Origin of the sequence: Stutzerimonas stutzeri (genome assembly GCF_000590475.1) — a bacterium.
Taxonomy (GTDB): Bacteria; Pseudomonadota; Gammaproteobacteria; order Pseudomonadales; family Pseudomonadaceae; genus Stutzerimonas; species Stutzerimonas stutzeri_D.
In genome coordinates this window covers 2,983,294-3,006,220 of record NZ_CP007441.1, presented here as the reverse complement: position 1 = coordinate 3,006,220, position 22,927 = coordinate 2,983,294, and the positions used below count along the sequence as shown (strand labels likewise).

The 22,927-nt window shown below is 55.5% G+C and carries 16 protein-coding genes; 11 read left to right on the top strand and 5 right to left on the bottom strand.

Annotated features, from left to right (window positions below; translation table 11 throughout):
- Positions 1 to 345 precede the first annotated feature (345 nt).
- The 9 genes from CH92_RS13665 (at position 346) to CH92_RS13625 (ending at position 15,763) form a co-directional block, all read left to right on the top strand.
- Positions 346 to 4,215, top strand: coding sequence for a glycosyltransferase (locus CH92_RS13665; RefSeq protein ID WP_080690006.1), 3,870 nt, complete (start codon positions 346 to 348; stop codon positions 4,213 to 4,215).
- On the top strand, positions 4,212 to 6,242 hold the full coding sequence (locus CH92_RS13660) for an acyltransferase family protein (RefSeq protein WP_051517562.1): 2,031 nt from the start codon (positions 4,212 to 4,214) through the stop codon (positions 6,240 to 6,242). The genes CH92_RS13665 and CH92_RS13660 overlap by 4 nt, the downstream gene beginning before the upstream one ends.
- A gap of 3 nt (positions 6,243 to 6,245) precedes the next feature.
- A complete protein-coding gene (locus CH92_RS21885; RefSeq protein WP_144381003.1) occupies positions 6,246 to 7,394 on the top strand; it encodes a glycosyltransferase in 1,149 nt (382 codons plus the stop codon).
- Between the two features lie 21 nt (positions 7,395 to 7,415).
- Positions 7,416 to 9,176: a hypothetical protein gene (locus CH92_RS13650; protein ID WP_144381001.1), complete on the top strand. Its 1,761-nt coding sequence runs from the start codon at positions 7,416 to 7,418 to the stop codon at positions 9,174 to 9,176.
- Positions 9,177 to 9,215: 39 nt separating this feature from the next.
- Complete coding sequence (locus CH92_RS13645) at positions 9,216 to 10,427, top strand: glycosyltransferase family 4 protein (protein ID WP_167332188.1); 1,212 nt, start codon at positions 9,216 to 9,218, stop codon at positions 10,425 to 10,427.
- Between the two features lie 12 nt (positions 10,428 to 10,439).
- The gene (locus tag CH92_RS13640) at positions 10,440 to 11,627 is read left to right on the top strand and encodes a glycosyltransferase family 4 protein (protein WP_025242326.1); all 1,188 of its coding nucleotides are present in this window, start codon (positions 10,440 to 10,442) and stop codon (positions 11,625 to 11,627) included.
- Entirely contained in the window at positions 11,627 to 12,631 is a 1,005-nt protein-coding gene (locus CH92_RS13635; RefSeq protein ID WP_025242325.1) for a UDP-glucose 4-epimerase family protein, read from the top strand. The genes CH92_RS13640 and CH92_RS13635 overlap by 1 nt, the downstream gene beginning before the upstream one ends.
- Before the next feature lie 17 nt (positions 12,632 to 12,648).
- Positions 12,649 to 13,680 (top strand): MraY family glycosyltransferase, encoded by a 1,032-nt coding sequence (locus tag CH92_RS13630; protein WP_025242324.1) that lies wholly within the window; start codon positions 12,649 to 12,651, stop codon positions 13,678 to 13,680.
- Positions 13,681 to 13,750: 70 nt separating this feature from the next.
- The gene (locus tag CH92_RS13625) at positions 13,751 to 15,763 is read left to right on the top strand and encodes a polysaccharide biosynthesis protein (protein ID WP_025242323.1); all 2,013 of its coding nucleotides are present in this window, start codon (positions 13,751 to 13,753) and stop codon (positions 15,761 to 15,763) included.
- 140 nt (positions 15,764 to 15,903) lie between these two features.
- Here the strand turns inward: CH92_RS13625 and CH92_RS13620 are convergent, their stop codons facing one another.
- The 4 genes from CH92_RS13620 to CH92_RS13605 form a co-directional block, all read right to left on the bottom strand.
- Entirely contained in the window at positions 15,904 to 16,221 is a 318-nt protein-coding gene (locus CH92_RS13620; protein WP_038623020.1) for a nucleotidyltransferase domain-containing protein, read from the bottom strand.
- The gene (locus CH92_RS13615; RefSeq protein WP_025242321.1) at positions 16,218 to 16,640 is read right to left on the bottom strand and encodes a nucleotidyltransferase substrate binding protein; all 423 of its coding nucleotides are present in this window, start codon (positions 16,638 to 16,640) and stop codon (positions 16,218 to 16,220) included. The genes CH92_RS13620 and CH92_RS13615 overlap by 4 nt, the downstream gene beginning before the upstream one ends.
- A 54-nt stretch (positions 16,641 to 16,694) precedes the next feature.
- Positions 16,695 to 17,633 (bottom strand): hydroxymethylglutaryl-CoA lyase, encoded by a 939-nt coding sequence (locus tag CH92_RS13610; RefSeq protein ID WP_025242320.1) that lies wholly within the window; start codon positions 17,631 to 17,633, stop codon positions 16,695 to 16,697.
- A 230-nt stretch (positions 17,634 to 17,863) separates the two neighbouring features.
- Positions 17,864 to 19,066: a CaiB/BaiF CoA transferase family protein gene (locus CH92_RS13605; protein WP_025242319.1), complete on the bottom strand. Its 1,203-nt coding sequence runs from the start codon at positions 19,064 to 19,066 to the stop codon at positions 17,864 to 17,866.
- 174 nt (positions 19,067 to 19,240) lie between these two features.
- On the opposite strand from CH92_RS13605, the gene CH92_RS13600 reads away from it, so the two are divergent.
- A complete protein-coding gene (locus CH92_RS13600; RefSeq protein WP_025242318.1) occupies positions 19,241 to 20,140 on the top strand; it encodes a LysR family transcriptional regulator in 900 nt (299 codons plus the stop codon).
- 147 nt (positions 20,141 to 20,287) lie between these two features.
- The gene (locus CH92_RS13595; RefSeq protein ID WP_025242317.1) at positions 20,288 to 21,289 is read left to right on the top strand and encodes a TRAP transporter substrate-binding protein; all 1,002 of its coding nucleotides are present in this window, start codon (positions 20,288 to 20,290) and stop codon (positions 21,287 to 21,289) included.
- A 166-nt stretch (positions 21,290 to 21,455) separates the two neighbouring features.
- Here the strand turns inward: CH92_RS13595 and CH92_RS13590 are convergent, their stop codons facing one another.
- Positions 21,456 to 22,799: a DUF2254 domain-containing protein gene (locus tag CH92_RS13590; protein WP_025242316.1), complete on the bottom strand. Its 1,344-nt coding sequence runs from the start codon at positions 22,797 to 22,799 to the stop codon at positions 21,456 to 21,458.
- Positions 22,800 to 22,927 lie beyond the last annotated feature (128 nt).

Below are 22,927 nucleotides of genomic sequence, written 5' to 3'. Positions count from 1 at the left end.
AATTGATCAGCAAAAGCTCTGTCATTGGTATTAGATGCTAGTCCTGCTTTCGGTATATCCCAAGATGCGTGAGCACTACTTCGATCTGGCCAGTGTCGAAATGCTGCAGAATCCATTACCAGCTTCATGCGTTCCTTATGGCGGTGGATCACTATGCTGGCGGCGGATGCGCAGCTCGTTTGGGATAGGCGTAACCTTATCTAGCGTAGTCGAGGAATTTTGTTAGAGCTTGAGCTGTAAAGGCCTGCCTTCCTTTGCGAAGAAAGGTCGCTCTTCGTATTGGTGCCAAGCGCTCTTTAATAATATGCGTGTTGGCTCGCCGTGTTATCGCTAAAGGGTTTGGGAATGGCTGTCGTAATATTGCTGACACGATATAGTGTTAAGAATGATTCGCTTGTTGCAAGTATTCGGGAGGATCTGCCCGAAACAATGCAACCTAACTGGCAACAGCTTGCTGATAATGTTAATTACAACAAGGCAGCTGGGGGCTTACGCGAGGGGGACCGTATTGATTGGCTTGTGGAGCGAAGCGAGTATTTTAAAGAATGCTCTCTTAGCTCGGTGTTAAGGCAGGAGCGTCGACCTGATTTCTGGTTTTTATTGTTTTCAAGTGGGGACGAATGGGCGGCCGCACATGTACTTCCAGAAGACGAACACTGGATTAAGCCAATTTTTTTAGCCCCCGGCCAGTCATATGAGAGCGCTATCTCTGAGGCCATTATTGGAGCTGTATATAGCAAGGACGATGACGCGATAATTGTTAGTAGGATGGATAACGATGATGCCCTTTCTCCATCCTATTTTTCTAAGCTTGAAGAGACAATAGAGAGTGCTGATTTTCAAACCGAGCCAGGGGCTATTTTATTCCCTGTTGGTGTAAGGTGGGATGGTCTCCAGGGGGAGGTGATTCAGTACCGATATGGGCCGTTCCTTAACTTTGTATATAGCCGTAAAACGATCTTGATGGGAACGTTTATTACGCCCTTGGACGTAAATCATGCCGCGGTGAGAGGGCTTGAGCATGTTTTTGTATCGCATGATTCGCCACTTTGGCTGCAGGTTATCCATGGGGGAAATGTTTCTAATAAAATGCACGTCATCAAGGCTCGGGAAATTCTCACTAGTGAAGCGGTCACGGAGATTTTTGGGGTTGGTGAAATTCGCTCCTTCAAAGTTTCACAGCTAGGTGCGGCGTTAAGTACTGTTCAAGAAAGACTTGATAAAGAACAGCGCTCTGTTACCGAGCTGCAGGAGCGTATTGGTTTCTGCGAGTCTCAGCTTGACGATGGTGCGCGGCGCCTCAGCGAGGCAAGAGAGCAACTCGAATTACAGACTAAGCTCACGGAGCTGAATGAACAGCGCTATTGTTCATCGCTTGACCATAGTGCACGACGTCTTAGCGAGGCAAGGGAACGGCTCAGGCTGCAGTGTCAGCTTACAAAGCTAAGCGAACAATGCTATCGATCATCGCTTAGCCAGCAATTAGCTATAGCGGTAGCGAAGCTGCTTCGCAGGCCCCTAGGAATACTCAAAATTCCGCTTGCGGTCTATCGTATTCTCCGTCGTCATCACCAAGGACGAGTTAAGCGTGTTGCTTTATTGGCAATGCGGCAGAATACTCGAAAAAAGCTAAAGAAAGCGATGCAACCTATCGTTGAGCAACGAAAGGGCCTTAAAGAGAGTTCGAGCTTACATAGTGCTACGCCGATTCCAATAACTAATCCATCCAGAGCCTGGGGCGCGGTCGAGGATATCTGCAAGCTCTCTGAGAGAAAAGCTAGTTTAGCGCTTTACAAAACGGTATTAAGAACCGGGTCGCTACAAGGTCGTGAGCTCATAGCCCATATCGCATCTAAGGGAAATTGCGATATGCAAAGGATCTATCGGGCCATTGAGGCCTACCGGGACCCCTCACTAAAGGATAAGGGGGAGGAGGTTCTGCGGTTATTGTCGCTGCCCAGCGCGAGACAGTTAGCCAGCGTCATGGCAGGGCAGTGCTACGAGCAGGATGATGAAATTAATGCACTTACCCTATTATCGGCAATGCGGGATATGTATGGGGAAAAAAAGCTTGGCATAGCCAGTTTAGAACTGCTGGGTGCATTAGCCGTTAATACGAACCAGCCAGAGCTATTAACCTCCGTGCTCCCGGATCTCGATAGAAACCGTCTAGCAGGCAGGTTTCTACACATAGATTCGCTGCACCCTGTATTTGGCAGCAATGAAGAGATCTGGTTGGGCGAGATTAACCAGCTATTCCAAAGCTATGCGCTCGAGCCAATCTTTTTTTCAAAGCCCGGCTCTTTGGCGTTTTCAAATTTAACCTGTAAGGCCACAAGTCTTGTCGCCGCCGGTCCATTGGTTTCAGTGATTGTGACCGCTTGGGAGCCAGACGAAGGATTGTTGCTGGCAGTTAAGTCTTTGTTGCAGCAAAGCTGGGTTAATCTTGAGGTCATCATTGTAGACGACGCTTCTTCATTAAGTTGTGCCGAGATTTTTAATGCGTGCATGACAATGGATAGCCGAGTTAAGGTAATCCGGCAGCCTGTAAATCTAGGTACATACTGCGCTCGTAACGTAGGCTTAAGAGAGGCGCGTGGCGTGTATGTAACATTTCAGGATTCCGATGACTGGAGCCATCCCCGCAGGATAGAGCTTCAGGTGCGGGCGCTAGAGGGCGATTCCCGGTTTGTGTCCTGTCATAGCTATTGCCTTCGTGTTTCAGAAAATCTTATGCTTTCGAAGCCAGAGCGGCCAGTTTTTTATAATAATGCATCTTCGCTCATGTTTGAACGGGAGCCCGTTGTTTCCCGGGTTGGATATATGGATGCTGTGCGGAAAGGGGCTGATACCGAGTATGCCTTAAGAATTGCTCTAATATTTGGGGATGATAGTTGCTGCCGAATAGAAAAGCCGCTGGCTTTTGTACGGCTGGGTGAAGGTTCATTGTCTCGCGATGAATTCAAGTTGGGATGGCAGCATCCGGCTCGATTAGCGTATAAAAATATATATAGATTTTGGCACGGTTTGATTCGAAAAGGGGAGGCTAGTCCTTATCTTGATGGATCTATAGAGGAGCGACAGTTCCCTGCTCCACTTCGCTTTCAGGTCGATAGGAATAAATCTCGGGAATTTATATACGACGTAGTATTTATTGGGGACTGGCGTAGTTTTGGTGGGCCTCAAAAATCGATGATCGAAGAAATAAAAGCTCTTCATCAACGGGGTTTGAAAATAGGTATCTGCGCGCTGGAGGCATATCGATTCATGGTTCCCTCCATAAGGGATCTGTGCGAACCGGTAACCGACCTGATCTACAGGCGTGTTGTCGATCAAGTGGTAATAGACGATGCCATTACTGTGCGGCTAGCTATCTTACGATATCCGCCTATTCTTCAGTGGATTCCGCATCAGCCCTTTACTTGGAGTATAGGTGAGATGTGGATTACTGCTAATCAGGCACCTCACGAACTGGATGGGCGCGACATTCGGTATCACGTGTCTGATTGCATCCGTAACGCTCAACAGCTTTTTGGACGAAATCCGTTGTGGGTGCCTCAAGGGCCCCAGGTCAGAAAAGCATTACTCCCATTGTTGCCTGCGAAATTGCTCGCGCCATTCGACAATCCCGGAATCATCAAAACAGAAGAGTGGGTTGTTAAACGCGAAGATCAATGTGGGCGGATCCCCGTCGTTGGTCGTTATTCGCGTGACAATCCCATGAAGTTTCCGTCAACTCTTCATGAGGCTTCTCTTGCGTACATGGCGGGAAAGGAGATCGATGTTAAAATTATGGGTGGAACGAAATCCCTAGCTGCTCTTCTTTCAGGGGCGCCAGTTCCAAAAAATTGGGATATATTGCCTTACGGTTCTATGCCTGTGGCAGAGTTCCTTTCGAATATAGATTTCTTTGTTTATTTTGATAATGAGCTCATTGTGGAGGCTTTTGGTAGATCTATTCTAGAGGCTATCACTGCAGGCGTTGTGGTTATTTTACCGCCTCATTTTCGTGAGGTTTTTGGGGATGCTGCGATTTATTGTAAGGCTGAAGAAGTTTTCGACCATGTTCTGCGGTATTTTAGCGATTGTGAGATGTATAAGAAGCAAGTTGAAATGGCGTCGCGCTATGTGCTGGAGAGTTTTAGTTATGATGCATTTTATGGTCGGGTGGCTGACGCACTGCTGGTTGCGGACACAAGGCGGGGCGGGAAATGACCGCCAATAAGAAAAGTTCCCCTTCTATGCTGCTGGAAATTCAGGGGCTTCGAGCGCTAGCAGTATTGGTCGTGCTGATCTTTCATGTGTGGCCCTCTTCCCTGGCAGGAGGTTACGTTGGAGTAGATGTTTTTTTCGTTATATCCGGCTATTTGATTACCGGTCTTCTGCTCAAAGAGGCGCAGCGTAGCGGTACAATCTCTTTGCTGGATTTTTATGGCAGGCGAGTTCGTCGATTGCTGCCTGCTTCCACCGTGGTGGTCGTAGCTGTCGCTGCTTCGGTGACGCTGCTGCCAACAGTGCAATGGGCGGACACCGCTAAGGAGATTTTGGCAAGCACGTTTTACGTTCAGAACTGGTGGCTGGCTTCGCAAGCTGTAGACTATCTGGCGGAAGATAACGCGCCCGGCCTGCTGCGACATTATTGGTCGCTATCCATCGAGGAACAGTATTACATCGTCTGGCCTTTGATCTTTATCGGACTGAGCGCAGTTATTCATAAGGCGAAAGCGCGACCTAGGCTGGTTTTCGGTGCGATAATTGGCTTAGTCGCCGTTTCCTCGCTGGCTTACTCAGTTTATTTAACAGATGCCAACCCAGGGCTGGCCTATTTTGCGACCACGACGCGGGCTTGGGAACTTGCTTTAGGCGGATTGTTGGCCGTTTGGCTGCAGGGCAGGGAAAGGAACTATGGAGTTTGGTCGCCGTTGCTGGGGTGGGCCGGGGTTATTGCGATAGCGCTGGCCTGTTTGGCTTTCAATGAAGCGACAAGCTTTCCAGGTTATGCAGCGCTGTTACCGACAGTTGGTGCTGCGCTGGTCATCGTGGCAGGGCAGTCGAATTTTTGGTGGTCTGCCTATCGATTGCTGGCTACCAGGCCGATGCAATATATAGGGGACATTTCCTACTCTTTATACCTTTGGCATTGGCCTGTTGTGGTCCTTTATGGCCTTCAGGTTGAAGGGCCGTTAAGCGTTTCAGATGGGCTCGCAGTAATTGGTATTTCGCTAGTTCTGGCGCACTTAACCAAGGTTCTCGTAGAAGATCCTTTCCGCCAAAAGACTTGGCGAAAGTTCGCAAGCGTCAATCAGCCTCTCTCAACAGGTGCATTGAGTTTTGCGATAGCGCTAATCGCGGCCAACTATATCTGGGTGTTGAACAGCCAGGCGTCGGATAATGATCCTAGCGCACTAACTGCTGGAGCGAATACGAAAGCATTGCTTATGCGAGCCTACGATCCGTCGCGCCCGACTATTCCAGCGGTGATAGACGCGAGGCGGGACAATCCAGACGTTTATCGTCTTAAGTGCCACGTCAATCAGATCAGTAGCGAGCCATCAAGGTGCGAGTTTGGTAGTGGCGATGCCAAGTATCATGTAGTGCTGGTAGGAGACTCCCACGCTGCGCAGTGGCTGCCAAGTCTGCAAGGCCTACTGGAAACCCGACAGTCGTGGCGCATTACAACCTTCACCAAATCGGCCTGTGCGTTCAACGCGTCCCCGGTGGCGCTGGGCAAGGACCGAGCGGAATATAAGTCGTGCACTGAGTGGAACCAGCGAGTAATGACCGAGTTGGCTGAAATCAAGCCTGATGTGGTTGTTACCAGTCAGTCCAGCGGACACCGGGCATTTGGCACTCGCGATAAGGCTGATAGCCAAAGGATGCTGGCAACGGGCTTGGTTACACGCTGGCATGAGTTGCGAGAGCTAGGATCCAAAGTGGTAGTGGTACGCGACACACCTTGGATGAACAAAAATCCGGTGGAGTGTATGTCCACTAAAAACGCTTCGCCCATCAAGTGTGCGACCAAAGCATCCAAAGCTTTTAAGCAGGATTCTATCCTCTTGGCTATGGAGCACAAGCCGGACGTTGCGCTGCTCGATCTAAGCGAGAAGATTTGCGAAACCGATCTCTGTGTACCGGTCAAGGGACAGATACTGGTTTGGCGCGACCGCCATCATCTCACTGCAACTTTTGCCAGGGCGTTGTCGCAAGAATTCAGAGAAATAATTAAGATGGTCGAGTAAACTGTGTCGATAAGAAATCTAGTTATTCGCTTTATTCGCTGGGCCTGGATTAGTTCCGGGGCGTTACTGCCTGGGATAATAGGGTTAAAAAAAGATTGCTATCTCTTTTTACCCATAAATGGCGCTGGCCTTGGGCATGTTAGCCGTGCTCTTGCCGTCGCAAAGGAACTGCGTACGCAGAAACCAGAAGCTCATATTGTTTTTCTAACTACCAGTATTGCAGTGCATCTGGTTTACCGCGAAGGCTTTGTTTGTCATCACGTTCCGCCTGCCGCTCTGCTTGAGGGATTGGGGGCGGTCCGTTGGAACGCTCACTTCTATCGTTGTGTCTCGGAGGCGGTCACGCTTCATCATCCAAGCGTTCTGGTCTTCGATGGAAGTGCTCCCTATATCGGGCTCCAGCGAGTTATGAGGCGGTTTAAGGCCGTGCGCTATGTCTGGGTAAAGCGCGGCCTTTACAAGGCGTCGGTTGACCAGGACCGCGTGGACGACCAGTTGCGGTGCTTCCAGAGTGTGATCGTTCCCGCTGAATTTGGTGACCCTGGCCAGACGGTGGCAACGCGAGCTCGGGTTTCGCTTGTTGCACCCATCGTTGGCATGGGGGCTGACGGTTTATTGTCCCCTCTGGATGCCTGTGCCCGTTTGCGCCTCGACCCGGCTCGCCCTCGGGTCTACGTACAGCTGGGCGCGGGCAATATCAATGGGATCGCAGATGTGCAGGTGCGCGTGGTGTGCACTCTGCAGCAGCGAGGCTATCAGGTAGTGGTTGGGCAGTCTCCAATCTCGCTGCGGCCGGTGCCTAGTGATGAAGCAGACAGGGAAATTGTGGACTATCCCAATAGCCGATATTTCGCCGCTTTCGATTTCGCCGTGTTGGCCGCCGGTTACAACTCGGTATGCGAGGCGGTAGCGTTGAACTTGCCAGCAATCTTTTTACCCAACCATGCAACGCAGGCGGATGATCAAACCCTTCGCGCGTCCATGGCTGCCCGCATGGGGCCGTGTGAGGTGGTCCCTGATTTCTCCGAAGCTGCCTTGCTAGAAGCCATCCAGAAGCTGCAGCAGCGAATTGAAGCGGGGGAGGTTTTTTCGGTGCCTGACGCTAACGGTGCGGCCCAGGCCGCGGCTTTGTTGATCGGTAGACGCTCTTGATTGCATTTGAAGGAGGCTCGCGTGGCGATGCTGAATGAATTTCGGTCCGCGATGCGCTGGATTGTCAGCTTGAGCCACCGTCTGCTTAATGTCGTGCCCTGGTTTACGGTCTCCAGTGTGGCGTCGACGCTTGTGAGCCAGCTTGCGCTATTGCTCGCTTTTGTCCTCCCGCTTAAGGTCATTCTACTGCTGGGGTCGGAGGGGGTTCCGCATTATTTTCCCGAGCAATTCAAGACATTCGACAGGCAAACCTTGATTCTCGGTTTAAGCGGCCTGGCTATAGCGCTTTTCTTTGTGCATTTGCTTGCGGAGCGATTCATCGAGGCTTCCGTCGCTGGCGGTTCGCGCAAGTTATTGCTGCACAGCCGGAAGATGGAGTTGTTTGAAAATCAGGACGAAATCGCAGCCAGAGCCTATCAGCGCTTCTCGCGGGGGTTCGCTAGCCTCGTTTTCCTATCCTTGTTCGGCCCTTTGCTGTTTGCATTGAGCCCATATTTGGGCATGTTGTTCTTTGGCTATGTTCTCGCGGCAACTGCAGGTTGCCTATTGCTTGCTGCATTCAATGACGAATTCCGAGCGAGATTGGGAAGTGGTGGAACAAACCTTCCGACACTTCTTGCAGGTGTTGGTTTTCTGTTGTGCTTTAGCTACATGGTGGCTGAGTTCCTCTGGCTCAAGGCTCCTAGCGTGCTGGTGGCGGTTATCTGCCTGCTGTTAACGCGTCAGTTGTTGAGGCACGTTGTAAATGTCGTCAACCATACTGTCGCTGTCGTTGAGCGTCGCCGTCAGTTATCCGCGCTCTTTTTTCACGGCCATCGGTTGATGGAGCCGCCTCGACATGGTCTGGAAGGGGTCTGGATGCTAGCAGAGCCCGAGGCCCGTGGGCGCTGGTTGCACCAGGCCTTGGCTGAATTGCTTGGTGGCCCGGTTAGCATACGCTCAGCTCAGTGGCTTCAACTCGGTATCAGCGATGTGCTTGTTTATCGCGTGGGTGCCACGTATGGGGCAGCAGAGCGTATGTTCATCGTTAAGGTCTTTGAGCGCAATCGGCGCTCAGCAGCCAAGCATGAGGCGACATTGCTGGTTAATCAGGCGGGTCTTCCGGCATTGGAGTTTATCGGCGTGACTGACTTGGCAGATCAGTTCCACTGCCATGTGTTTGCTTTTGACGATATGCACTCTGTCACTGGGGCCAAGCTTGCCGGCTGCTGCGAATCCGCACGGTCGGAATTACTCGCGTGTGATCCTGATCGCGAGCTCAAAGCCATCTATGTACGCTCAAAATCGACGTTGGCTCAGCGTCTTGGGCGGGACGTACTGGAGCGCTTGTATCATCTTATTGACCGTCCAGATCAATGCTTGGCGTTGAAACGGTTTGACGAGACATTCGACGACATCAAAGCTTTGCTCGGTACGCTCCCGTTGGGGTATGTAAATCCAGATATTCGTCGAGGACCGCTCTTTCGTGATGGGAAGGGGCAGGTTTTTGTAGGTCATTGGGTGCGCTGGTCGCTTGAGCCAGTTGGTTGTGGGTGGCCGGTTGACAAGCGCGGTCTCAATTCGCTTCTAGAAGCACACGTATCGACTGTTGCGCGGCGAGCTGACATGGCGGAGATCTCTGCCCCTCACTTAAAACTTGCAGCGCAGTTGTTTGCCTTCGAAAAAAGCTGCAAGCAACAGAACTATCAGGATGCTGCGGAGTTGCTCGCCGGCATCAATGAGGCCTTCGACGAAATACAAGTGCAACTAGTCGGCCAGCGCAAAACAGAACTCAGTAGTTAACTGCAAGCGAACTTAGAAATAACTTAGCTGGGAGCTGGCGTGATCAACATTGCTATGGTTGTCTGGAATGACTTCCGAAACGACGCACGGGTTCTGAAAGAGGCAGAGAGCCTTACGGCTGCAGGGTATTGCGTCACGGTTTTCGCTGTGCACAGCCCTGGTTTAACCCCATTACGGGAGCGGGTTTCCAATGGTGTTGCGGTCGTCCGTGTTCCTCGGCACCCGCTCTGGCGGATTCACGCATCACGAGGACGCACAGCCAACGTGGCGACGCCGGTCCAGCGGGGCGCGGTCGGCTTGGCCATGCTGGTTTTGAGTCGCGTTTGGGCTCACCTGATGTTGCTCTGGATGATTGCCAAACAGCGTGCGGATGTTATCCATGCTCATGATGTGAATACCCTACCCACGGGCTGGTTAGCTGCAAAGCTATCGGGCGCCAAGATGGTGTACGACGCCCACGAGATCAGCACCAGCCGCGAGGGATATTCCAAGGTACGCAGGCTGGTGGGCTGGATCGAGCGTACTTTGATGCCGCGTGTGCAAGGCACCATTACCACTACCGAGGCGCGGGCAAAGTATTTCGCACGCGCTTACGGCGTCGCGCGGCCAGTAGTGCTGCAGAATAGGCCGAGGGAACAGCAGGCGATGCGGTCCGACCGGATTCGTGCAGAACTCGAGCTGGACCAGCCTTGGCCAATCATTCTTTATCAGGGCGGCGTGCAGCAGGGGAGGGGCTTGGAGCGTCTGGCTCGCATAGCCGCTGATGTTCCGAATGCCTACTTCGTTTTCATCGGCGGCGGAAGGCTCGATGGCAGTTTGCGCCGCATTGTTGAAGAGCTGCAGTTGGAGCAGCGGGTTCGTTTCATCCCGACTGTGGCTTTGGCCGAGTTACCAAGCTATACGGCTTCGGCAGATATCGGCGTTCAGCCCATCGAGAACACCTGTCTAAACCACTACACAACCGACTCCAACAAACTGTTCGAGTACGTTCAGGCAGGCCTGCCGGTCGTTGCGTCTGATTTACCAGAGATACGTCGTGTTGTACGAGAACATGACCTGGGTGTGCTCGTGCCTGAAGGTGACAGCGTGGCGCTGGCTGCGGCCTTACGTGATCTCGTGGGCGATGAGAGTAAGCGCCGTTACTACGCAGCGCAGTCGCGGAAGGCTGCAAGCGTTCTTAACTGGGAAAGCCAGGAGCATGAACTGCTCGCATTGTATGGGCGGGTGTTGTCCAATCGCGCCTCGACCTGATCCGTGCTCCTGATGCGTAAACGAATTCTGCTGCTTAGCTTTTTCTATCCTCCTGATCTCTCCGCTGGCTCTTTTCGCGCCGAGGCATTGGTTGATGCGCTTTGTGAGCGGGCCGCCGGTGAGGTAGATATTGACGTGCTGACCACGCAGCCCAACCGGTATCACTCCCACGCCAGTGAAGCGTTAGCGGTCGACGTACAAGGTTGCGCACGCATCCGACGCGTCCAGTTACCGGTGCATAAGAGCGGTTTTGTCGATCAGGCAAAGGCGTTCGCTACGTTCGCCTTGCAGGCTAATCGTGTCGCTAGCGAAGGTCACTATGACGTTGTGGTGGCGACCTCATCGAGGTTGATGACGGCCGTATTGGGGGGCTGGATTGCTCGTCGCCAGCGCGCAAGATTGTACTTGGACATCCGCGACATCTTTGTAGAAAACCTGGGCGAGCTGTTCCCCTCGGCAATTGGCAGGTCCCTTGCCTTGTTTTTCGGGGTGCTGGAGCGATGGTCCATCAGGCGTGCGGACAAAGTGAACTTGGTAGCTGCCGGGTTCTTGGGTTATTTCCAGCCGAAATATCCCCAACAGCATTTTTCGCTTCACTCAAACGGTGTCGATGATGATTTTGCGAATATCCCGTTAACCTCATCTACTGATCGTTTTTGTCGGCCGCTGCGGATCCTTTATGCAGGAAATATCGGGGACGGGCAGGGATTGCATTTGATTGTCCCGGCGCTTGCGCAACGCCTCGGCCCTCGGGTGCATTTCTGTATCGTGGGTGCAGGGGGGCGCTTGCAGGCGCTGCGAGACGCAGTAGCCGAAAGTGGCGTAGGTACCGTGGATCTGGTTGCGCCGGTTGCGCGCGACCGATTGCTCGCTATCTATCAACAGGCGGATGTTTTGTTTTTGCATCTCAATGATTTCAAAGCCTTTCGGCGGGTTTTGCCATCCAAGTTGTTTGAGTATGCAGCTACTGGAAAGCCCATTCTTGCGGGCGTTGCCGGGTATGCTTCCGATTTTGTCAAAGCGGAGATCACCAACGCGTCCGTTTTTGCGCCCTGCGATATAGAGGGTGCAGTCGATGCGTTGGCTCAGTTGAGTCTCGAGCAGGTTCCGCGTCCGGTATTCGTAGAGCGTTTCGCTCGTAAGCGGATCATGCACTCCATGGCAGATGATGTGCTTGAACTTGTCCGGGAAGCGATTTGATGCGCGTACTTGTCACCGGTGCGGATGGCTTCGTAGGGCGGGCTTTGGTAACTCGGGTGGCGATGCACCCGGAATGTTCCGTTGTTGCGGCGGTAAGACAACGTTCATGTGCCGAGCGGGGCCCTGCTGACATTGAGGGCGCCGAAGCTGCCGTGCAGTGGATGGAAGTGGGCGACCTCGCAACGGCTCAGCTAAAGCCTGATCTACTCAGCGGAGTGGATGTGGTCGTCCATTGCGCGGCCCGGGTTCATGTGATGGATGAAATCCACCCTGACCCGCTTGCTGCCTTTCGGGCAGTAAACGTCAACGGCACGCTGAACCTGGCTCGCACCGCGGCGCGCTCAGGCGCCAAGCGCTTCGTTTTCCTTAGCTCGGTGAAAGTGCATGGTGAGTCCACTTCGTGCGGGCCGCCCTTCACGGACGATGATGCGCTATGTCCGGTCGATCCTTATGCCGTATCCAAGATGGAGGCCGAAAGGGCACTGCTGGCGCTCTCGGAGAAGACAGGATTGGAGGTGGTCATCATTCGACCGCCGTTGGTATACGGGCCGGGAGTGAAAGCGAATTTCTATAGCATGATGAGATGGTTGGATAAGGGGATCCCGCTTCCGCTCGGTGCAATACGAAACCGCCGCAGTCTTGTCGCACTAGATAATTTGGCCGATTTGATCATGTCGTGCCTGGCTCACCCCAATGCTGCCGGACAGGCATTTTTAGTCAGCGATGGCGAAGATCTTTCAACTACCGAACTGCTTCGGCGGCTCGGGGAGGCGCTTGGTAAGCCGGCTCGGCTAATCCCTGTTCCACCTCGGTTATTGGAGCGGGCAGGTGCTTTGCTTGGCAAGCGGGCCGTGATGGAGCGTATATGTGGTTCGCTGCAAGTGGATATTGAAAAATCTAGATTGCTGTTGGGGTGGGTACCGCCGGTAAGCGTGGACAGCGCAATTGCTTCGACGGCTGCTGCGTTTGTGGCGGAGCACTCCGCTGAAACCTCTAGGACGTGAGGCTGGGGCTAGTGATGATTGCGGTGTTCTGGCTGTCGGCCTTAGTGTTCTGCGCGTCGTTTATTCTGACGTGGGCGTTGCGGCGCTATGCGTTACACCGTGACCTTATCGATATTCCCAATGCTCGCAGCTCCCATGTGGAACCGACGCCGCGAGGAGGCGGGGTCGCGATTGTCGTCAGTTTGCTGGCCGCTTTGCCGCTCATCTCCTGGCTGGGGCTCATTCCTTGGCCTGCGATGTGGGGCTTATGGGGCGCTGGTTGCGGGGTGGCGATAGTCGGGTTCTTGGATGACCATGGCCATATCCCGGCGCGTTGGCGCCTACTCGGGCATTTCCTGGCTGCAGCGTGGGTTCTGTTCTGGCTCGGTGGGTTCCCGTCGCTGGAATTGTTTGGGCTTACTCTGGATCTAGGTTGGTGGGGCCATACCCTGGCGGCGATCTGGCTTGCCTGGCATCTCAATCTTTATAACTTCATGGATGGCATAGACGGTATCGCTGGTGTCGAAGCGATGACTGCTTGTCTTGGTGCCGCGATGATTTATGCCTTGTTGGGATTATCCGGCGATACGCTGGTGCCTGTTTTGTTGGCCGCCAGCGTTGCCGGCTTTCTGATTTGGAATTTCCCTACGGCGCGAATATTCATGGGGGATGCGGGCAGCGGATTCCTTGGTATCACGCTCGGCGCGTTCACTATTCAGGCTGCTTGGGTGGCGCCGCAGTTGTTGTGGTGTTGGTTGATCCTGCTAGGAGTCTTTATCGTGGATGCGACCTGGACTCTGATGCGGCGTCTATCGCGCGGCGTCAAGGTATACGAGGCTCATCGCAGTCACGCGTACCAAATCGCCTCACGACGCTTGGGCGCGCATTTGCCCGTGACCCTTGGTGTTTTGGCTGTGAACGTCATGTGGTTGTTGCCCATCGCACTGGCAGTAGGTCTGAACTGGCTGGATGGCACAGTGGGGCTGGCGATCGCCTATGCTCCACTGGTTTGGGTTGTTGTAAGACTCAAAGCTGGTCAGCCTGAGGATCTGCTGTCCAACGCTGGCTGACAGACCTTTGAATAATTCTGCTTTTTGTTGATCGTGTTTTTGGCAGATAAGAAAAAATTGAGGTGTTGCTGTGTTGAGATTGGCCGAGGAGCTGCGTGGGCGCCTTGTGAGATTGCCCCGGCAATATAAACGGCTCATCCAGGTGTCGACCGATATCGTGCTGGTGTGGGTCGCTTTATGGCTAGCGTTCGTGGTCCGCCTGGGCGACGCGAAGACTATCGATCCGTTCGGTGTGCATGCGTGGCTGTTCGCTGTCGCCCCGTTGATTGCGATTCCGTTGTTTATTCGTATCGGTATGTACCGTGCGGTAATGCGTTATTTCGGCAACGATGCGCTGATCGCAATCGCCAGAGCTGTGACGCTCTCAGCCTTGATGCTGGCGCTGGTCGTGTATTGGTATCAGGACGCACCCAAGGTCATTCCGCGTTCCTTGGTCTTGAACTATTGGTGGCTGAGCTTGGTACTGATTGGCGGGCTTCGGCTGGTCATGCGCCAATACTTCATGGGGCACTGGTTTGCGGCAGGGCAAACGCTGAACTTCAGGCGTCCAGATACTGGTCTGACGCGGGTGGCTATCTACGGCGCCGGCGCGGCAGGCAATCAGCTGGTTGCAGCTTTACGAATGGGCCGGACGATGCGCCCAGTCGCGTTCATTGATGATGATCCGAATATTGCCAATCGGATTATCTCGGGCCTAAGAGTTTACAAGCCAAAGCATATCCAGCAGCTGATCAACGAAACAGCTGCTCAACAAATTCTCCTGGCCATTCCTTCTACTTCTCGTGCTCGACGGCGCGAGGTGCTGGAAAGCCTGGAGCCATTCCCGCTTCACGTTCGAAGTGTTCCGGCTGTTATGGATTTGGCCAGCGGGCGAGTGAAGGTAGAGGACCTTCAAGAAGTCGATATCGCCGACTTGCTCGGGCGTGATGCGGTGCCTGCGCGCCAGGAGCTATTCGAGCGCTGCATTCGCGATCAGGTCGTGATGGTAACCGGCGCTGGGGGATCGATCGGCAGTGAGCTATGTCGTCAAATCATCCCCACTAAACCACGAACCTTGCTGCTATTCGAGCACAGCGAATTCAATCTTTATCGTATACATAGCGAGCTGGAGAGCCGAATCGAACGTGAATCGCTACCGGTGCGGTTGGTGCCGATTCTTGGCTCGATCCGAAACGGCGCTCGTATGGTTGAAATCATGCGCACCTGGAAGGTCAACTCCGTATATCACGCTGCTGCTTACAAACATGTCCCGATGGTCGAGCACAACATTGCGGAAGGGGTGCTGAACAATACGTTTGGAACGGTCTATACGGCGCAGGCAGCGATTCAGGCTGGCGTCTCGAACTTCGTGCTTATTTCGACTGATAAGGCGGTTCGGCCCACCAATGTAATGGGCAGTACCAAGCGTGTCGCCGAAATGATTTTGCAGGCGCTGAGTCGAGAGACTGCACCGGTTCTTTTCTCTGCTGAAGCAGGGGTCCACCACGTCAACAAGACCCGTTTTACCATGGTTCGCTTTGGCAATGTCCTGGGTTCGTCTGGTTCAGTAATCCCAAGGTTTTACGAGCAGATTCGGGCTGGTGGCCCGGTGACGGTTACCCATCCCAAGATCACACGCTACTTTATGACGATACCGGAAGCCGCCCAATTGGTGATCCAAGCGGGCTCCATGGGGCAGGGCGGTGATGTATTCGTGCTGGACATGGGGCAGCCGGTGCTGATTGCTCAGCTGGCTGAAAAGCTGATCCGCCTGTCAGGCCTGAGCATCCGCTCGGAGAAGTGCCCGCATGGTGATATCGCAGTTGAGTTCACCGGGCTGCGTCCGGGCGAGAAGCTGTATGAAGAGCTGCTGATCGGCGACAACGTGAGCCCGACCGAGCACCCAATGATCATGCGGGCCGATGAAGAGTACTTCACCTGGGACGTGCTGCGGGGTGTGCTTGCGAAGCTGCTCAAGGCTGTGGAGCAGGATGATTACCCTCAGGTTAGGGTGTTGCTGCGGGAAGTGGTGAGTGGTTATGTGCCGGAAGGAGAAATCGTCGATCTGATCTACCAGCAGCGGCGGGCGGGCCCTTCGGAGTAGTTATATCTTTGCACCGGCTCGCGCCTGAATTCGCCGCGGGGCGCGACTCCCACAAGAGCAGCCGTGTGGCGTGCTATCGCGAGGCTAAGTGATACATACCCGGTACGATTTCAGGTGAAGCGCTTGATCGAAGGGGTGCGTTAGTCCGTTGCCCTGTAAAACATCCTTCCGACTCTGGCGATGTGATCAAGTAGCTGCGGGTTGTCGAGCTGGTGATGTAAGGATAAATCGATCTTGTAGGGCAGGAGCAGGTCATCCAGTGCCAGCTCGATGTCGAGTAGCTCGTGGTGTGTGAGTTCATCGCCCTTGAGGGTCAAGTCGATATCAGAGCCGGGGCGGTAGTTTCCTTTCGCGCGGGAGCCGTAAAGGATCGCTTCGCTAATGTTGGGAAAACGTCGAAGGGTGTCACGGATAGATTGGACATCTTTTTCGGATAAACCGACGTTCTCCAGCGTCATGGGGTTAGCTCGGCCCTGCTGCGCATCGTGTTCTCAAGTTTCTTGAGTAGAGTGTGGTGCTGCAATCGGATATTGGCCAGGATCGCCTCGGCCGTTTCTTCATTGTATGTGTGAGAAGTACGGTTTCGGTCCGTGAGCATTTGCATCCAGGCATGACCATCGCCGATGAGCCCTTGGCTGAACGCTTCTCGAATGGTGTCGCGGGAGCCCACGATGCCGTCGATGCCCTGCCAGACGAGAAAGTCTTTCAGCGTATTCCAGCCAAGTTCATAGCAATATTCGAAGCGCTGGATGACGCCTTGTTTTTCCAGTTTCGATAGTTCGCGCTGCTGCATGAGCTCTATCGCTCCATCGAGCTGTAACAGAACCTTATGGAAGCTGCTCAGGCGCCGCTGCCAGTGCACGTCGATGTTGTCCATTAGCGAAGCCCTAGGTCGAGTCGGCAAATGCTACAACGTCTCTGCCGGCAGGGCCTATCGGGCGGCTTCCTGTTCCATCCACTTCGGCTTCGGGTACTGACGGTCCGCTTTACCGGCCTTGAGCACGGCACCTGGCACTTCATGCCCGACCAGTTCGGGCAGGCTGGCAGCGCACTGCAGCAGTTTGTCGAGATCGACGCCTGTATCCAGGCCCATGCGCTGGAACATGTGCACCAGGTCCTCGGTGCAGATGTTGCCGCTGGCGCCGGGTGCGTAGGGGCAACCGCCGAGTCCGCCGAGGGAGGCGTCGAAGCGGTCGATGCCGGCGTTCAGTGCGGCCAGGGCGTTAGCCAGTCCCATTCCTCGAGTGTTGTGGAAGTGCGCGGTGAACACCGCTTCGGGCCATTGGGTCACCGCGTGGCGGCAGATGCGTTCGACCTGGGCCGGATCGGCCATGCCGGTGGTGTCGCAAAGGGTGACGCCTTGAACGCCGATATCCAACAGGCGCTGCACCAGTTCATACACGCGTGGTTCGGGGATCTCACCTTCGAATGGGCAGCCGAAGGTGGTCGATAGTGAGGCGTTTATGAACACGTCGCTGCCGCGCGTCACCTCGATGATCTCGCGGAACTGCACCAGTGATTGCTCGGGTGTCATCCGCAAATTAGCCAGGCCGTGCGTGTCGCTGGCAGACATCACCAGGTTGATCTCGTCGACGTCACAGGAAAGTGCGCGCTCGCATCCCTTCACGTTGGGTACAAGTACGGTGTATTCGACGCCTGCTACGCGGCGGATACCGCGCATTACTTCTTCGGCGTCGCGCAGGTTCGGGATGGCCTTTGGCGAGGTGAAGGACGTGACCTCTATTTTTGCCAGCCCGGTGTCGGAGAGGCTGTCGATCAGCGTGATTTTGTCTTCAGTTGGGATGAAGTTGGGTTCGATCTGGAAGCCGTCGCGTGTCGCGACGTCTTGAATGTAGAGGCGTTTGGTCATGGATGTCTCCGGTCAGGCAGGCGCTGCGTTGTTGAGGAGGTAGGAGCCAAAAGTTCGCTTTGAGGGGCTCCGACAGAAAAAATCAAAGAGCGGATTCGTACCGAGCTGCTTTTGTTGGAAGAAGCGGATCTCCTGGCAGTCTGTAGGGTGCATGGCGCTCCACCCATCCACCGCTAACCGGTGTCGCGGTGGATGAGAAAAGCGCATCCACCCTACGAAGGCCGCAGCGCTCAGATGATTCCCCGTTCACGCAGCCCCTGGCGCTGCTCTTCGGTCAAGCCGAGCCCGGCCAGTACATCTTCGGTGTGCTCACCCAGCTGCGGACCGCCGGCACCGATGCGGCCGGGCGTGCGGCTGAGTTTGGGAAGCACGCCCGGGACCTTGAGCGGCCCGGCGAAGGTCTCTACCTGCTCAATCATCTGTCGCGCCAGGTAGTGCGGATCCTTGACGATGTCGGCGGCGGTGTAGGGGTAGCCGGCCGGAACGCGGGCTTCTTTCAACGCCTCGATCACTTCGTCGCGGCTGTGCTGCACGGTCCATTCGCCAATCGCGGCGTCGATCAGCTCGGCGTGCTGCGCGCGGCCATCGTTATGCGCGAAACGCGGGTCGTCGGCCAAGTCCTGGCGCCCCATCAGGGTCATCAATCGTTTGTAGATGCTGTCGCCATTGCCGGCGATCAGCACGTAGGCGCCGTCGCTGCACAGGTAGGAGTTGGACGGCGTGATGCCGGGCAAGGCGCTGCCGGCCGGCTCGCGCACATAGCCGAAGGCATCGTATTCAGGCACCAGGCTTTCCATCATGGCGAACACCGACTCGTAAAGCGCGACGTCGATTTCCTGGCCCTTGCCGCTGCGGTTGCGCTCCTGCAAGGCGAGCAGCACGCCGATGACGCCGTACAGCGACGACAGCGAATCACCGATGCTGATGCCCACGCGTACCGGTGGCTGGCCCGGATAGCCGGACAGGTGACGCAACCCGCCCATGGCCTCGCCGATCACGCCGAAGCCGGGCAGGTCGCGATAGGGGCCGGTCTGACCGTAGCCGGAAATACGCAGCATGATCAGGCGCGGGTTGAGCTTCGACAGTTCGTCCCAGCCCAGGCCCCAGGCTTCGAGCGTGCCAGGGCGAAAGTTTTCCACCAGCACATCGGCCTCGGCGACCAGTTGACGGACGATCTGCTGACCTTCGGAGGCCTTCAGATCGAGCGTGACGGATTGCTTGTTGCGTGACTGCACGTGCCACCAGAGCGAGGTGCCGTCCTTGAGTTTGCGCCATTTGCGCAGTGGGTCACCAACCCGTGGCGGCTCGATCTTGATCACTTCGGCGCCAAATTCACCGAGCATCTTGCTGGCGAAGGGGCCGGCGATCAGCTGGCCCATCTCGATGACCTTGAGGCCTTGCAACGGCAAGCTGGTTTCATTTTGTTTGTTCATCACCACACCTGTGCCGGGTCGATTCATGTACGGAGGATGACCGAGCGCCGCGCAGCGGACAATTGCTGAATAGCCAAGGATGGTTTCGTCAGCCACGAAGGCAACTTGCTGGTGCCTTTCTGGGCGTGCGGGTTTATGGTGATCGCTTCGTCAGTTGCGAATACGGAGTCAACCATGCGGCGTGTCGATTTCGTTACCCTGCGCCTCTTCGTTGCCGTTGCCGACGAGCGCAGCCTGACTCGCGCAGCGGAGCGTGAGCACTTGGCCCTCGCGGCTGTCAGCAAGCGTATCAGCGACCTGGAAGGCCAGCTCGGTGTCAGCCTGTTGTACCGCCAACCCAAAGGCGTGGAGCTGACGCCGGCCGGCCATGCATTGCTGCATCACGCGCGCAATCTGCTCGACGGTTTGCAGCAGATGGATGCCGACCTCAGCGAGTTCAGCCAAGGCGTGAAGGGGCATGTGCGCATTCATGCCAATACATCATCGGTGATCGAGTTTCTGCCTGAAGACCTGAGCGCCTTTGCGCGCCTGCATCCGGAAGTGAAGATCGATCTGGAGGAGCGAGTCAGCAACGATACGCTGCGCGCCCTGCGGGAAGGGTTGACCGACATCGGTGTCTTCGCGGGTCACATGCCGGCCGAGGATCTTCAAGTGTTCGGCTATCGCGAGGACTCGCTCGTGCTGGTCACGCCACGGGAGCACCCCTTGGCGGCGCTGAAGAGCATTGCGCTGCGCGATGCCGCCGGCTTCGATTTCATCGGTCTGCAGCAGGACGCCTCCTTGCATGTGTTGCTGCATCAATCGGCCCAACAGATGGGCATGCCCTTGCGATTGCGGATTCAGGTGCGCAGCTTCGAGGCGATCTGCCGGATGATTCACACCGGCATGGGCATTGGGGTTCTGCCAGAGCAGGTGGTGCGCAATTATTTGCCGGCGCTGGATGTCGCGATCATTCCCCTCGTAGATCCCTGGGCACGACGCGAACTGAAAATTGGCGTGCGCAGCCTGGAAAGCCTCTCGGTCACCGCGCGACAGTTGCTGGAGCACCTCACCACTCGCGAAGGCAATCGCTGAAAACAGGCTGAACTCCGCATGGTTTCGTAGATGCCTTCGCGAGGAGCGAAGGCTTGCTTGCTCAAATATGAATGTCAGTGGGAAACGGTGACGGCTAGAGTTCGGGTCAGCTACATGGCTCACACAACTACAAAACGGAGCTTCTCCATGGCACGACTCACCCGTGGTATCACCCATTTGCTCGCCGCGTCGGCCTTGTTCAGCGTATTCGCCGCTCAGGCGGCCGATCCGATTCTGATCAAGTTCTCCCACATTACCGCCGACAGCACACCCAAGGGGCAGGGTGCGCTGATGTTCAAAAAGCTGGTCGAAGAGCGACTGCCGGACCAGGTCGAGGTGCAGGTTTACCCCAACTCTTCGCTGTACGGCGACGGCAAGGAGATGGAAGCGCTGCTGCTCAACGAAGTCCAGATGCTCGCACCGGCGCCGTCAAAGCTGGAGCAGTACACCAAGCAATTGCAGCTGTTCGATCTGATGTTCCTGTTCGATGACGTGGCGGCGGCGCAACGTTTCCAGCAATCGGACAAGGGCAAGGCGATGCTCAAGTCCATGGAAGACAAGGGCATCACCGGGCTGGCCTACTGGCTCAACGGCATGCGTCAGTTCACCGCCAACAAGCCGCTGCGTGAACCTGCCGACGCGCGCGGGCTGAAATTCCGCGTGCAGCCTTCGGATCTGCAGGCCGCTCAGTACACCGCACTGCGCGCCGTGCCGCGCAAGATGGCGTTCGCCGAGATCTACCAGGGGCTGCAAACCGGCGTGGTCAATGCGCAGGACAATCCCTGGTCGAACATCTACAGCCAGAAGTATTACGAAGTGCAGAAGTACATGACCGAGTCCAATCATGGGATCGGCAACTATCTACTCATCACCAATACCCAGTTCTGGAATGGCTTGCCGGCACCGGTGCGGACCGAGCTCGAACAGATCATCGAGGAAGTCACTGCCGAGGTGAATCGCCAGGCCGAGGCGCTGAACGAGAAGGCCAAGCAGAACATCATCGATACCGGCAAGAGCGAGATCCTGGTGCTGACCGAAGAACAGCGCGACGCCTGGCGTGATGCTGTGCGGCCCGCCTGGAAGAAGTTCGAAGCGGAGATCGGCCCCGATCTGATCGAGGCTGCCGAAGCGGCGAACCAAGCGGAATAAGTTCCAACGCTACGCGCCTTCGCAAACCGGCGCGAAATGCTTTAGTGGGAGGTGCGCCCCGCGGCGAACGCGCACCTTCTGCCCGCTCAAAAACAATAAGCTTCGCCCCGGGGCGGGCCTTCCACAGGAAACGAAGACAGCTTTGCCCAGCGGCGCGAGGTGGCGTTCACGACTGGGCTTGCGACTGACGCTGCCGATCTACGGACAGGAGCGCTACGGCAGTCTGTGCGCTCTGGAATTTCGCCAGCCGCTCGAGTTCTTCGTTCACCGCCCGACGGTCGCGCGGGTTCTCCACCTTCGCGTCGGCTTCGTTGCGCAGGGCGAGGATTTCTTCATGGAAGGCGTCGAGCTGTGCTTCGCTCGGGTCGCCGTGCAAGGCATTCTTCAGGCACCGCAACAGCGTGATCAACACCTGCGGATCATGGCCGGCGTAGATGCGGATCGGTGCTATCACGTTCTGCAGCACACGCTGCATATCCGGTTGCGGATAAAAGAGGCGAGGTCGTCTGTTGTCGATGCAACCAATGTCGTAAGGCGGTATGCCGCTGAGCCTTTTCAACAATACGCCGATCAGATTGACCGCCCGCATTGCAGTGCCGGGGTCGTTGATGGCCGGGCTGATGGCCTTGACCGCTATCTCCGAGATCTGGCGCATGCCGTAGGAGACGTTGGAACCGGCGAACTCCCTGTCATGGAAATCGAAGCAATCCAGTACGTCACTTGCATCGTCTTCGCTCAGGGGCTCGCTGAGCTTGATCAACGGGTGACCTTCGATCAAGAAGAACCCTGGCTCTACCTGGATCACGGCCTGCAGGTCGTGTTTGCGCAGTATCTTGCCCAGGCGACGCTCATTCACCTCGCGCAGGTAGCCAGGCCGAGCTGCAGGCAGGCACCACCAATCGGCTGCGTCCGGAATCTCGGTGATGCCGGCGATCCGCTGCCTGCGCTTGTTCAGATTGGCCAAAGCGTCGCTGTAGAGCTGACTGAGTATCCAGTCGACCTGAATCGATTGTGATACCGAACGAATGAACACAACGAACAGGGCCATGCACAGCATGCCGAACAGCAGCGCCAACGGCTGAGAGAGCGTTGGAACGCTTTGCGGTTCGTTCTTGTTCAGGGTGCCGATCATCAGCAGGAAATAGACGATGCTGCCCAGGTAGATTCCGAGAATCACCTGGTTGCGCGTGTCGCTGACCAGCCCAGGCAGCACGCGCGGTGACAGGCGGGACGCTGCGCCGTTGAGCACGACCATCACCATGGAGAAGCTGAACACGGTAAGGGAAATGGCGCCGGTGATCAGTGTTCCAAGAATTTCACGGCTGTTATCGGCGTCTACCAGACCGGGTGGTAGATCGTCGCGTAATGCTGTGGCAAGGGAGGTCGACTCGAATGCCCAGACCAGAACGGCCACGACGACGTAAAAGACAGGAATCAGCACCGGGTAGAAGGCGATGCTTTCCCTGATGCGTTGAATGACACGAAAGAACATGTTCGCTGGATCTGACATCCTCGAATACCAACCTGGCAGGCTTTGGCCCTGGCATCTTTATGACCACGAGGGGAGATGAAGTGCGCCTTGGCCGAACCGTCTATGCTCTACGGAGAACGGCGTTTTTTCGACGACTAGCAAGCTAG